The 12,779-nt window shown below is 68.3% G+C and carries 13 protein-coding genes; 8 read left to right on the top strand and 5 right to left on the bottom strand.

Features of this window, described 5'->3' with window-relative positions; genetic code table 11:
• The first annotated feature begins 181 nt into the window (after positions 1 to 181).
• The 3 genes from B2742_RS02710 to pgsA all read left to right on the top strand — a co-directional run bounded on the left by B2742_RS02710 (position 182) and on the right by pgsA (position 2,510).
• Positions 182 to 1,048 (top strand): LysR family transcriptional regulator, encoded by an 867-nt coding sequence (locus tag B2742_RS02710; RefSeq protein ID WP_292062663.1) that lies wholly within the window; start codon positions 182 to 184, stop codon positions 1,046 to 1,048.
• A gap of 130 nt (positions 1,049 to 1,178) precedes the next feature.
• Positions 1,179 to 1,805, top strand: a complete 627-nt coding sequence (locus B2742_RS02715) for a carbonic anhydrase (RefSeq protein ID WP_292062665.1) — start codon at positions 1,179 to 1,181, stop codon at positions 1,803 to 1,805.
• A gap of 69 nt (positions 1,806 to 1,874) precedes the next feature.
• Complete coding sequence (gene pgsA, locus B2742_RS02720; RefSeq protein WP_292062667.1) at positions 1,875 to 2,510, top strand: CDP-diacylglycerol--glycerol-3-phosphate 3-phosphatidyltransferase; 636 nt, start codon at positions 1,875 to 1,877, stop codon at positions 2,508 to 2,510.
• A gap of 81 nt (positions 2,511 to 2,591) precedes the next feature.
• Here pgsA and B2742_RS02725 read toward each other — a convergent pair whose 3' ends face one another.
• Positions 2,592 to 4,667, bottom strand: a complete 2,076-nt coding sequence (locus tag B2742_RS02725) for a S46 family peptidase (protein ID WP_292062669.1) — start codon at positions 4,665 to 4,667, stop codon at positions 2,592 to 2,594.
• A 181-nt stretch (positions 4,668 to 4,848) separates the two neighbouring features.
• Entirely contained in the window at positions 4,849 to 6,918 is a 2,070-nt protein-coding gene (locus B2742_RS02730) for a S46 family peptidase (protein WP_292062671.1), read from the bottom strand.
• 195 nt (positions 6,919 to 7,113) lie between these two features.
• Here B2742_RS02730 and B2742_RS02735 point away from each other — a divergent pair, with 195 nt between their 5' ends.
• From B2742_RS02735 to B2742_RS02745, 3 genes are read left to right on the top strand one after another with little or no spacing between them, the layout of a single operon-like run.
• Complete coding sequence (locus tag B2742_RS02735) at positions 7,114 to 8,286, top strand: ABC transporter permease (RefSeq protein ID WP_292062674.1); 1,173 nt, start codon at positions 7,114 to 7,116, stop codon at positions 8,284 to 8,286.
• On the top strand, positions 8,283 to 9,035 hold the full coding sequence (locus tag B2742_RS02740) for an ABC transporter ATP-binding protein (RefSeq protein ID WP_292062676.1): 753 nt from the start codon (positions 8,283 to 8,285) through the stop codon (positions 9,033 to 9,035). The genes B2742_RS02735 and B2742_RS02740 overlap by 4 nt, the downstream gene beginning before the upstream one ends.
• Before the next feature lie 20 nt (positions 9,036 to 9,055).
• Positions 9,056 to 10,090 (top strand): HlyD family secretion protein, encoded by a 1,035-nt coding sequence (locus tag B2742_RS02745; protein WP_292062678.1) that lies wholly within the window; start codon positions 9,056 to 9,058, stop codon positions 10,088 to 10,090.
• Between the two features lie 90 nt (positions 10,091 to 10,180).
• On the opposite strand, the gene B2742_RS02750 is transcribed toward B2742_RS02745, so the two are convergent.
• The 3 genes from B2742_RS02750 to B2742_RS02760 form a co-directional block, all read right to left on the bottom strand.
• The gene (locus B2742_RS02750) at positions 10,181 to 10,978 is read right to left on the bottom strand and encodes a crotonase/enoyl-CoA hydratase family protein (protein ID WP_292062681.1); all 798 of its coding nucleotides are present in this window, start codon (positions 10,976 to 10,978) and stop codon (positions 10,181 to 10,183) included.
• 48 nt (positions 10,979 to 11,026) lie between these two features.
• Positions 11,027 to 11,269, bottom strand: coding sequence for a hypothetical protein (locus B2742_RS02755; RefSeq protein WP_292062683.1), 243 nt, complete (start codon positions 11,267 to 11,269; stop codon positions 11,027 to 11,029).
• 220 nt (positions 11,270 to 11,489) lie between these two features.
• The gene (locus tag B2742_RS02760) at positions 11,490 to 11,645 is read right to left on the bottom strand and encodes a hypothetical protein (protein WP_292029036.1); all 156 of its coding nucleotides are present in this window, start codon (positions 11,643 to 11,645) and stop codon (positions 11,490 to 11,492) included.
• 154 nt (positions 11,646 to 11,799) lie between these two features.
• Between B2742_RS02760 and B2742_RS02765 the strand changes: the two genes are divergently transcribed.
• Together B2742_RS02765 and B2742_RS02770 are read left to right on the top strand one after the other, a co-directional pair.
• A complete protein-coding gene (locus B2742_RS02765; protein WP_292062685.1) occupies positions 11,800 to 12,024 on the top strand; it encodes a DUF1289 domain-containing protein in 225 nt (74 codons plus the stop codon).
• A gap of 172 nt (positions 12,025 to 12,196) precedes the next feature.
• A complete protein-coding gene (locus B2742_RS02770; RefSeq protein ID WP_292062687.1) occupies positions 12,197 to 12,706 on the top strand; it encodes a TIGR02281 family clan AA aspartic protease in 510 nt (169 codons plus the stop codon).
• Positions 12,707 to 12,779 lie beyond the last annotated feature (73 nt).

Here is a 12,779-nt window from a genome sequence, read left to right on the forward strand (position 1 = left end):
CCTGGCGCCGTACTGAATCGCCCTGCTCCGAACATTGAATTCTTCAAGGGCGCGATCTGGAAGGCGAACGTCGGGGTGCGATCGGCCGAAGGCTTCTTCTTTGCAATGCGATCTATCATATGCGTAAAATAGGTAAATCGGCGAAATTCGTTGCCATGATATACGTAGAACAATGAAGACAATGGACTGGAACCTTATTCGCGGGTTTCACGCGACCGCTCTCGCCGGATCCCTTTCGGCGGCGGCTCGCCAGCTCGGCCTGACCCAGCCCACATTGTCGCGGCAGGTTCTGGCGCTTGAGGCCGATCTGGGCGTGACCCTGTTCGAACGGCGGGGCCGCAAGCTGGTCCTGACCCAGACCGGGATGGAGCTGCTCGATCACATCCGGATCATGGGGGACGCGGCGGACACGCTCGTTCTCGCCGCCAGTGGACGCGCGCAGGAGATTGGCGGGCGGGTCTGTATCTCCGCCACCGACACCTTTGCGGCCTATATTCTTCCGGAGATCGTCGCGCGCATCAGATCGGAAGCGCCGCAGATCACGATCGCGATCGTCGCCTCCAACGAGATCAGCGATCTGCATCGCGGGGAGGCGGACATCGCCATTCGCCATGTCCGGCCTGACCGCCCCGGTCTGGTCGGCCGCCATATTTGCGATAGCGCCGCGAGCTTCTTTGCGTCCGAGGACTGGGTGGCCCGCAACGGCCTGCCCAAGGGGCCTGCCGATCTGGCCGGGGCGGGCCTGATGGGCTTCGATGACCCCCGCTTCGCCAGCTTTCTCCGTGAGATCGGCATCCCGATCGCCACCCGGGATTTCCGGATCGTGTCGGAGTCCGCGGCGGTGATCTGGGAAATGGTCAAACGCGGGATGGGTGTGGCCGTGATGATGCGCGAAGTGGCGGCGCGGACCCCCGGCGTGGTGAATCTCCTGCCGGATATGGCGCCGATTCCGGTGCCGATCTGGCTGGTCACCCATCAGGCGCTGGAATCCAGCCCTCGCGTCCGCCTGGTCCAGACCATCGTGGCCGAGGAACTGGCCGGGATGTAGGCGCGCGCCGGTTGGCGCAGGATGCCGCCCTGACAACAAGTCTGTTGGGGCGATATTCCCGCGCCTCGCTCGGGTCTTGCGGCCTTACGTCCCTCTCCCCCAAGCGTCTCCGATTGCCTATACCGTCCCCATGACCGACGAATCCCGCGACGCCCTGCTCTCCGGCTATCGCCGCTTCCGTGAGGACCATTGGCCCGCCGCCAAGGCCGAATACGAGGCGCTGGCCTCGAAAGGGCAGAAGCCGCACACCCTCGTGGTGGCCTGTTCCGACAGCCGCGCCGATCCTGCCCTGATCTTCGACACGGCGCCGGGGCAGCTGTTCGTGGTCCGCAACGTCGCCAACCTTGTCCCGCCCTATGAGCCCGACGGCCAGCTGCACGGCGTCTCCGCGGCGCTGGAGTTCGGGGTCAAGGTGCTGGGCGTCTCGCGTATCATGGTGATGGGCCATGCCCACTGCGGCGGGGTCAACGCCATGCGCTACGGCGCCCCGGACAACTGTCAGGACTTCGTCGCCCCCTGGGTGGCCCAGGGCGCGCCGGTCGTGCGCCGCGTCTGCGAGGCCTGCGCGCCGGAAGAGGCGGAGCGGGCGGCCGAGGAGGCGGTGGTCCGCCTGTCGCTGGAGAATCTGCGCACCTTCCCCTGGATCGCGGAGCGCGAGGCGGCGGGGACGCTGGCGCTCAGCGGCGTCCATTTCGGCATCGCCGACGGCGTCCTGCGCTCGCTGCGCGACGGGACATTCGTCTCCCTGGCCGGGTAACGACGAGGCCGGACGCTCGCTTCATGCAGCGAAGCATGGCAGATCGCGTTGAGGTATCGGAGCGCCCAGATGACACCCAATCCCCACGCCAATCCCATTCCGAACATCCTGACCGGCCTGCGGCTGATCGCCGGGGTGATCATGTTCCTGATCCTGGCGGGCGCCGCGCCGCAGGGCATTCCGTTCCTGTCCGAGTATCTGAGCCCGGACGACCAGTTCCGCTTCGGCCGCACGGCCTTCGTCATCTTCATGGTCGCGGCCTCGACCGACTGGGTCGACGGCTTTCTGGCCCGGCGCTGGCACTCGACCACCCGCTGGGGCGCCATCCTCGATCCGATCGCCGACAAGGTGCTGATCACCGGGGCCATTCTCGGCGTCCTGGCCTGGGGCGCCCTGCCGCAGATCGCCATCCCCTGCGGCCTGATCCTGTTCCGCGAGTTCGCCGTCTCGGCCCTGCGCGAGACCGTCGCCGGCAAGGTCAAGCTGCCGGTCACCCTGCTGGCCAAGTGGAAGACCGTCCTGCAGATGGTCGCCCTCGGCTGCCTGCAACTGGTGCTGCTGTGGGACGGCTTCGGCCTGCCGCTGGAGTGGCAGCCGCATTTCCAGACCTTCGCCTATGTCCTGATCTGGGCCGCCGCCATCGTCACCGTCTGGACCGGCTGGCAGTATTTCGCCAAGGCCCGGCAGAAGATGAGCCAGATCTAGGGGGCAGGGCTTAGGTCGTAGGTCTTGGGGTTCAGGCGCTCTGATCCAAGCCCTAAGCCCTAAGCCCTAAGCCGTACGAACTCAGCGGACCCCCAACTCCCGCACCAGCCTGTCCATCCCGTACACATCCCGCAGCGCCGCCGTCACCGCGCCGGTGGTCACGATCACCGAGCGATTGACGTTGACGTCATAGCCATAGGCGTTGCGCTGGGTCAGGACGGTGGAGTCGAAATTGGCCCCCAGGATCTCGCCGGCCGCATTGACCACCGGCGAGCCCGATGAGCCGCCGATGGTGTCCGACGACACCGCCATGTTCAGCACCGTCCCGCCGTCGATCCGCCCGCGCGCGGCCAGCAGCTTCGGCGCCACGTCGAACGGCGGCGCGCCGGTCGCCCGGTCCCACAGGCCGTCGAAGGTGGTGAACGGACCCCAGCGCTGGCCCGGAACGTCCGTGCCCTCGATCCGGCCGTAGGTCAGCCGCAGGGTGCCGGTCGCGTCGGGATAAACGGTGTCGCCATAGGTCTCGAACCGCAGGCCGGCGAGCCGTTCCGACGCACGATCGGTCGGGGCCTGGACCTTTTCCTCCCATTCGGAGCGAATGGCGCGGGTCTCGTCCTGGATCGACAGCAGATACTGGATCAGCGGGTCCTGCGAGGCCTCGACGGCGGCCAGGCCGCCCTCCCACAGCGCGCGGCGCACGGCCGGATCGGCCAGCGTCGTGCCCTCGATCAGCCGCGCCGAAAGCGCCTCGGGCGACTCCCGTCCCAGCAGGCCGCGGACGCGCGGATCATCGACCGTCAGCCACTCCCGCGTCTTGGACAGCCACCACTCCATCCGGACCTGCTCGAGGCCCGGATAGACCGGCCGCTCGGCGAACAGGCCGGACTGGACGCCGGACAGGCGGCTGTCGGCGTATTCGGGCAGGCGCTCAGCCGACGGTTTGGCCCGCTCCTGCGCGCCGCGCACCAGCGTCCGCGCCCAGCTGAACAGCTGGGAGCCGCCGGCGACCGGCGTGGTCCCCATGCCCGTGCCGCCTTCCAGCAGCGCCATGGCGGGATAGAGTTCGCGTGCGATCGGCTGGACGGCGGACAGCGTCGTCCACGGGTTGGCGTCGCCTGCCGTCGCCTCGGCGCGACCGCGGAAATCCGCCTCGTTCCCGGCCCGCGTCGCCATGAAGCCGGGGTCGGTCAGGGCGCGCATCCGGCCCAGGCCGCGCTTGTAGGTGTTCTCCAGGCTGACCACCGGGTCCATGGCCTCGAACGCCTGTCGCTCACCCTCCTGCGAATAGCGGATCAACCGGCCGCGCAGCTCGCTGGCCAGCAGCTGGTCCATCGGCAGGACCACGTCGCGGATGGTGAACAGCTGATCCTGGGTCAGCAGCCGCTGGGTCGCGCCCGGGCTGCCCGAGACGAACACCGGCGTGCCCTCGACCGGCTTGTCGGCGTTCCACACGAAATGGGTCGGGGTCGCGGCGGGGACGCCGTTCTCGTACAGCCGGATGAAGGCCGCATCGATGGCGAAGCGCGGGAAGCTGAAATTGTCCAGATCGCCGCCGAAGGTCGCGGCCCGGTCCTCGGGCGCGAAGGCCAGCCGGACGTCGCTGTATTTCTTGTAGGTGTAGAGCTTGAACTGGCCGCCTCGGTACAGGCTGACCACCTGGCAGCGCTTGCCGGCGTCGCCGCCGCAGGCTTCCTGTTCGATCCGGCCCGCCTCGGCGTCGCGCGCGCGGGTGAAGGCCTGGCCTTCCAGCCCGGCGCCGGCGGCGTGCATCCGCTCCGTCACGTCCGTGATGTCGGTCAGGATTTCCGCCGTCCCGCCGGGGCATTTCAGCTCCTCCTCGCGGGTGCGCGGAGTGAAGCCGGTCTCGGCGTAATTCACCGCCTGGGTCGACAGATTGGCCACGCAGGTGGCGACGCAGTGGTTGTTGGTCATCACCAGCCCCTCGGCCGAGACGATCCCGGCCGAACAGCCCCCGAACTTGGCCGAACTCAGCCGCACCCGGTCCAGCCAGGCCTGGTCGATGTTCGTGCCCAGCGTGGCGTTGGCCCGCGCGATGGGGAAGTTGTCGAAGGTCCACATGCCTTCCTCGGCCTTCACGGCGGAGCCGGCGGCGAGGGTCAGGAGGGCGGCTGCGAGGGCGGGGGTGAGGTGACGCATGTCTTGCTCCTTCCTTCTCCCCTTGAGGAAGAAGGTGGCCCGCGCAGCGGGTCGGATGAGGGGTGATGCACCCATGAAAGACGTAAGGGGCGAAACGGGCAAGTCATCTCTGACCACCGCGTTTCACCCCTCATCCGTCAGGCTTCGCCTGACACCTTCTCCCGCAGGGGGAGAAGGACGCTTATTCGACCCCGAGCTCTTCCAGCAGGTGCGGGCTCGGATAGATGTTGCGCAGCGCTTCCGTGATCGCCGCCGTCGACACCGATACCGTCCGGTTCAGCGCGCCGTCATAGCCGTACGACCCGCCCAGCGAGTGGATGTTGCCGTCGAAGGCCGCGCCGATGACTTCCCCGGCCGCGTTGATCACGGGCGAACCCGAGTTGCCGCCGATGATGTCGTTGGTCGAGGAGAAGTCATAGACCGTCTCCATGTTCACCCGGGCCTGATTGTCGATGAAGGCCTGGGCCGCGTTGAACGGCTCGGCGCCGGTCGCCCGCTCGTACAGGCCGCCCATATAGGTGAAGGCCGGCACGGTGACGCCGCGATAGGTCCAGCCCTCGACCCGGCCGTATGACAGCCGCAGCGAGAAGGTGGCGTCCGGATACTGGTTGGTCCCATAGGCCGCGAACCGGGCCTGGGCGACCTTTTCGGCCGCGCGGGCGGTCGGGGCGTTGACCTCGGCGGCCCAGCGGGCGCCGATCGCCTGGGCGGCGGCGTCATTGGCGATGACGAAGGCGAGCAGCGGGTCTGCCGCGGCCAGCTCCTCGGTCGTCATGGTGGCGGCCCGGGCGCGGAAGGCGGCGTCCTCCATCTGCGTGCCCGAGATCAGCCGCTCGGCCAGGGCTTCCGGGCTCTCGCGGCCCAGCATGGCCTTCACCTCGGGATGATCGACCGTCAGATACTCGCGGGTCTTGGACAGCCAGTAGCGCAGGCGGATCTCTTCCATCTCGATCGCGATGGGCGTCTCCTCGCCGAGCATGGCGGTCAGGCGCGCGCGTTGCGCCTCGGTGATCGACGTATTCTTCGACGCCCGCACGAGGGCCCGGGCCATCTGGTACAGGGTCGAACCGCCGCCGGCGGCCTGCTCCAGCTGGCGCACCGGCAGGAAGAGGTCGCGCGCCGTGGCCTGGACCCGCTCCAGGTCGGTCCAGGGGTCGCCGATCTGCTGCACCAGATTGGGGTCGGCGGCGACGCGGGCGCGCAGCTCGGCCTCGGCTTCGCGCTTGGCTTCCATGAAGGCCGGATCGGTCAGGGCGCCCTGCTGGCCGTAATAGACCTTGAAGCTGTTCTCGAGGCCGAAGATCGGATCGAACGACAGCCGCTTGGCCTCGTCGCCGGTCAGCGAATACTCCAGCAGACGACCGCGCAGTTCCGAGGTCTGGATCAGGGTCACCGGCAGTTGCTGGTCCCGCAGGCGCTCCAGCTGGCTCATCGTCAGCAGGCGCGAGGTCGAGCCGGGGTTGCCCGCCACGAAGGTCACATCGCCCTCGGCCGGAGCGTTCGGGTTCCAGCGCAGGAAGCTGGGGCTCTCGACCGGCTGGCCATTCTCATAGGCGCGCAGGAAACCGGCATCGAGGGCGTAGCGCGGGAAGTTGAAATTGTCGGGGTCGCCACCGAAGAAGGCGGCCTGGTTCTCGGGTGCGAACACCAGCCGCACGTCGTCATAGCGGCGGAATTTGTACAGGGCGTAGCGGCCGCCGCGGTAGAAGCTGATCACCTGGCAGTTGAACTTCGGATCGCCGGCGCAGGCCTCGGTCTGGATGGCGTTGGTTTCGGCCGAGCGGGCGGCGTTGAAGGCCGCGCCTTCCAGGCCGGCGCCGGACGCCAGCACCCGGTCCGTCACATCGACGATGTCGACCAGCACCTCGGCGGTCTGGCCCGGGCAGCGCCGCTCTTCCTCGCGGTTGGCGGTCAGGAAGCCGTTCTTCACAAAGTCCTGCTCGGGCGTGGACAGTTCCTGCACGCAGCCGACGACGCAGTGCCAGTTGGTCAGGATCAGGCCCTGGTCCGACACGAACGAGGCCGAACAGCCCTGGATGCGCACCGCCGCGTTGCGGACCCGGTCCAGCCACGCCTGGTCGATCCGGGTGCCGTATTTGTCGTTCACCGTCTGGATCGGGAAATTGTCGAACGTCCACATGCCTTCATCGGCGCGGGCGGACGAGGGCGCGGCCATGACGGCCAGCACGCCGGCGACGGCGGCTATGGAGGCGGTCGCCGATACGGCGGCGCGGAGCGAACGAAGCAGCATTCTGCGAATTCTCCCAAGGGGACCGGCGGACGTCGCCGATCGTTTCAATCTGAATAGACACGATGAACGAGCTCCGTCCATGTGGCACGACAGGCCTTGCGCAAGCGTAACCGCGCTCGCCTTACCCCGATTTAACTTGGCCGCGCTCCCTTGCACCGTCAGATAGCGGTCAACGTCAGGGGTCTTTCCGTTTCCATGTCGCTTGCACTTTCAACCCTCCTCTATGAGTGGCGGCGCTATATGGCCGCCGTCATGGCCCTGGCCCTGTCCGGCCTGCTCGTGCTCGCCATGACCGGCGTCTTCATCGGCATCGGCAAGGGCTTCACCGCGACCATCGAGCGGTCCAGCGCCGACATCATCATCATGCAGCCGGGCGCCACCAGCCTGATGGGCGGGCCCTCGGGCGTGCCGCGGCGCTTCATCCCCATGGCCTACCGCAACCCGCAGGTGATCGAGGTCCAGCCGCTCGACGGCGCGGGCGGTTCGTTCCAGTCGGTCAAGAACGTCGACCCGACCATGTCCCAGGCCGAGCGCGCCCGCCAACGCGCGCCGAAGCAGGAATTCGTCCAGGCCAGCATCATCGACACCACGCCCGGCGCGGTGACCATCCCGACCGACTATTCCCAGGAACTGGTCGACGCCCTGCGCCAGCCCTACACCGTCGCCATCGACGAGACGGCCGTCGCCAAGCTGGGCGTCAAGCTCGGCGACAAGGCGCTGTACAACGGTCAGACGGTCACCGTGGTCGGCATCACCCGCGGCTATCCCAACATGATGGGGTCCACCATCGTCATGTCGCGCGACACCCTGCGGATGCTCGGCCAGGCCGACACCGGCCCCCGCGTCGGCCCGCTGATGATCAAGCTGCGCGACCCGGCCCAGGCCACGGTGGTCGCCGCCCAGCTGAACACCCTCGGCGATGGCCAGTGGAAGGCATGGACCCGTCAGGAACTGGCCGACGCCAACGCCGGCGCCATGTTCGAGGAAGGCATTCTGGTCATCATCATCGGCGGCTGCGTGGTCCTGGGCACCATCATCGGCGTGACCATCACCTGGCAGACCCTGCGCGGCGCCATCATGGCCAATATCAAGGAGTTCGCCTCGCTGCGCGCCCTCGGCGTCGGCATGGGCTCGCTGAACCGCATCGTCATGGAGCTCAGCTTCTGGGTCGGCCTCGTCGGCGTCGCCGCCGCCATCGGCCTGACCTTGCTGGTGCAGATGCTGGCCATGGCCAATGCCGTGATCATCGCCCTGCCGCCGGTCCTGCTGATCATCGTCGGCGGCGGATTGATCGTCATCGCCATGCTGTCGGGCCTTCTCTCCCTCGGCATCCTCAAGAACAGCCAGCCCGCGGATCTGCTGCGATGAGCAAGACCACGACTCACGGCAAGCACGGCGATTTCGCGATCGAGGCCAAGGGCCTGGTGAAGCGGTTCAAGTCCGGCAAGCAGTTCATCGAAGTGCTGAAGGGCGTGGATTTCGACGCCCGCCACGGCGACCTGACCATGGTCATGGGTCCGTCCGGCTCCGGCAAATCAACCCTGATCGCCGCCCTGTCCGGCCTGCTCCGGCCGGAAGAGGGCCGGGTCGATGCGCTCGACGTCGACGACCTGTGGAAACTGTCCTCCGGCAAGATCGACAAATTCCGCCTCGATCACTGCGGCTTCATCTTCCAGGGCTTCAACCTCTTCCCCGCCCTGACCGCCCTGCAACAGGTCGAGGTGGTGCTGAAATTCCAGGGTCTGTCCCCAGGCGACGCCCGCCGTCAGGCGACCGCGACCCTTGAGGAGGTCGGCCTCGGCCCGCGTCTTCATCAGCGGCCGTCGATCCTGTCCGGCGGCGAGAAACAGCGTGTCGCGATCGCCCGCTGCCTGGCCAAGAACCCGCAGATCCTGTTCGCGGACGAGCCGACCTCCGCTCTTGACGGCGAGAACGGCCAGATCGTCATCCGGCTGCTGCGCCGCGCCGCCACCGAACACGGCGCTTCGGTCATCTGCGTCACCCACGATCCTCGCCTCGAGGAATGGGCCGACCGGGTCATCAAGATCGAAGACGGCGTGATCATCGACGATCAACGCCGCACCCCCAATCCCGACGCCACGCTGGCGTCGCACTGACCTCCGTAGGATCTTTCGCCATGCCCGCCTTCTTCAAGAATAAATGGCTCTGGATCGGCCTCGTGCTGATCGTCGTCATCGTCGTCGGCTTCATGTTCATGCAGAGCGCCGGCAAGGCGAAGAAGGCCGAGGAAGAGAAGGCCGCGGCCACCCGCGTCGAGAGCCCCTATGCGGCCATCGCCAACGGCAAGGTCGACGTCGAGGGCGGCATCATCCAGATCGCGGCCCGCCGCGGCGGCGTCGTCCGCGAAGTGCTGGTCCAGGAAGGCGACCGCGTCGTCGCCGGCCAGATCCTCGCCCGTCAGGAAGACGACGAACCCCGCCTCGCCCTGCAAAGCGCCAACGCCGACGTCGCCCAGGCCGAAAGCCAGCTGCGCTTGATCCAGGTCGACATCCGCACCGCCCAGCGCGAGCACGACCGTCTCGCCCGGCTGGTCGACTCCAACTTCGTCGCCGCCTCGCGCATGGACCAGGCCCGCGACGCCATCGCCACGGCCCAGGCCCGCCTCGCCAGCCAGCAGGCGGCCGTCCAGACCGCCCGCGCCCGCCGCGACCAGGCCGCCTACAATGTCGAGCTGACCGTGATCCGCGCGCCCCAGTCGGGCCGCATCGTGCGCCGCTACGCCAACCCCGGCGCCGGCGCCTCGACCCTGAACGTGTCCAACATGTTCGATCTCGAGCCCGACGCCCCGCGCATCGCCCGCGCCGAAATCGTCGAGAGCGACATCCCCAACATCACCCCCGGCCAGGCCGTCGAGATCACCCCCGAGGGCGATCCGTCCAAGGTCTATGTCGGCGCCGTCCTGCGCCGCGCCGCGGTCTTCGGCGCCCGCAAGCTGGCCTCGGACGATCCGTCGCAACGCTCGGACGAGCGCGTCGTCGAGGTCGTCGTCACCGCCGGCGACGCCCCCCTGCTGATCGGCCAGCGGGTGCTGGTGAAATTCATGAAGCCCGGCGAAACCGCCGGCGCCCCCCGCGCCGTCGCCGCCGGCGTTCCGGCCAACCGCTCCATGACCAATCCCGACGACCGGGCCCAGCAGGATCCGGGCGGCTGATCCGCGACAGGACCGGCCCGCAAGCGCAACAAGAAGGGCTCCGGCGAACGCCGGAGCCCTTTTCGGTTGGGACATCCGCCGATCCGGAGATCAGTCCCCCCGGAACGAGGGGCGACGTTTTTCCAGGGCGGCCGCGGCGCCTTCGGCGTGATCGTTGGTGAGATGCGCCAGGGCCTGCATCGCCGCCGTCATCTCCAGGATCTGGTCGAACGTCGCGTCGCGCCCTTGCCGCAGCAGCGCCTTCGTCATCCGCAGGGCGTTCGGCGCCTGCGCAGCCACCTCCTCCGCGATCGCCATGGCCTCGTCCATCAGCCGCTCCGGCGCGACCACCCGGCTGACCAGTCCCCATTCCATCGCCGTCTTCGCGTCCAGCATCCGGGCGGTGAACAGCATCTCGGCGGCCCGCGCATAGCCGATGTTGCGCGGCATCAGCCACGCCCCGCCGTCCCCCGGCAAGATCCCCAGCTTCAGGAACGGCACGCCGAAGCTGGCCGTCTCCGAGGCGATGCGGATGTCCGCCAGTCCGGCGATGTCGCACCCCAGCCCCATGGCCGGCCCGTTCACCGCCGCGATCAGCGGAACCTCCAGCCCGTACAGCGACCGCACGATCCGGTGCACCACGCGCCGATAGCGCTCGCGGATCTCCGCGCCCGACCCGGCGAACATGTCGCGCCGGTCCTTCATCGCCTTCAGGTCACCGCCCGCCGAGAACGCCCGCCCCGCCCCGGTCAGGATCACGCAGCGCACCGCGGGATCGGCGTTGACCGCCTCGCAGGCCGCCGCGAAGGCCTCGCCGTCCTCGAGATCGGGCAGGGCGTTGAGCCGGTCGGGCCGGTCCAGGGTCCAGAGTTCGATATGGTCGTGGCGGTCTCGGCGGATCAGGGTCATGCGCCCGGTGTGCCGCACGCCTGCCCGCGCCGCAATGTCAGACGGAGGTCAACCCGTCTGCGAGGATTTCCGCGCCAGCGACCACCAGGCCCGCACCCGGACGGGCTCGGGCGGCTCCTCGGCCATGGTCGCGGCCGCCGCCAGGCCGACGACGGTGCGCCCCGCCTCGGCCCCGGGTGGGACGGTCCAGTCCTCGTCGATGAAACAGGCCCGTTCGCCGGGCGCGGGATCGGCCGTCGTCGCCTGGATCGGGGTCGCCGGATCCGGAGCCGCGGCGAGCGAGAAGTCCACCCCCCGCTCCACGGACCAGCCGGTGCGCCACGGCCGTGCAGCCGTTCTCGCAACCAGCGTCGCCCTCAACCTGAACATGGTCCCCACCCTTCAGGACGGGACACTGGCACAGGATGAGGCTTCGCGCGACTGATCAACCCTGACGGTGGAATTGCAAAGCCCCGGCCTTGCGGACCGGGGCTTTTGTCAGTCGCGGCGGCCCCCGAAGAGGCGCCCCTGTCTAGTCGCGCTTGCGCAGCTTGATGGGTACGAAGTTGGACGGGTGGCTGACCACGCGGTCGCCGGCCCCATAGCCGTTCTTCGTATTGACCAGCATCCCGCCCCAGAGGGCGAAGGACATCATGGCGTGCTGCAGGTTCCGGTCTCTGTCTTTCATCCTGGCGTCTCCTTTCGAGTGATTGATGAAAAGAGACGCGTCGTGCTTTTCGGGAATCTCACCGTCATAGTCGTTTCGCGTCAGGCTCCATCTAATGCCGTGACGCGAAAAATGCAATCAGTTTTACTCCGCTACCGGACCATATTTCGTATTCATGTCATCAACTGTCGCCCAGAATCCACAAGGCCCCCCACGCAGCATCGCCACCCCCTGCGTCAAGGTCTGCGTCGTCGACGGCGCCACCAGCCTGTGCCTCGGCTGCTGGCGCACCCTGTCCGAGATCGGCGGCTGGAGCGGCTTCACCGACGCGGAACGGGCGCGGATCATGGCTGAGCTTCCGGGGAGGGAGGAAGGGTCGAGGGTCGAGGGTCGAGGGTAAGGCGGCAGGGCTTTCTTTGACCCCATCCCCCGTCCTCTTCTCTCTCGACCCTCGACCCTCGACCCTCAGCCCTCCCTTAACCCCCCGCAAACCACGCCCCTTCACCGCATCCCAACCGCCGTGTGCGACAGGGGAGGGGCCGCAGAAGCGGCGCGTTCACGGCGAGCTGCGTATGCGTTTCGACCTTTCCTCCCTCGGCGTCATGACCCTGGCGGTCGCGTCGGCCCTGACCACCGCCTGGTGGCTCAACCACGCTGACGCGCGGGGGCAGGCGCACGCCGCCGTGCCCGCCGCTGTCCACGCCCCGGCCCGGGGCGGTCCCGCCCAGGTGCTCAAGGCCGCCGACGGCCACTACTGGGCCGACGCCCTGATCGACGGTAAGGCCGTCCGCGTCATGGTCGACACCGGCGCCAGCGTCGTGGCCCTGACCCCCGCCGACGCCGCCCGTCTCGGCCTGCGGCTCAAGGCCGACGACTTCTCCGGCACGGTCATCACCGCCTCCGGCCCGGTCCGCGCCGCCCCGGTCGAGCTGGGCGCCGTCGCCGTCGCCGGCGCCCGCGTCGAACGCGTCGAGGCCCTCGTCGTCGAACACGGCCTGCCCCACTCCCTGCTCGGCATGAGCTACCTCGGCCGCCTCTCCTCCTTCAGCGCCACGCCGGCGGAGATCACGCTGCGACCGTGAAGCGAGGCATTAGGCAGTAGGAATTAGGCAGTAGGATCACCGCAATTCCGGCCTTCTACTGCCTACTGCCTAC

The organism is Brevundimonas sp. UBA7664 (genome assembly GCF_002483305.1).
Classification (GTDB): domain Bacteria; phylum Pseudomonadota; class Alphaproteobacteria; order Caulobacterales; family Caulobacteraceae; genus Brevundimonas.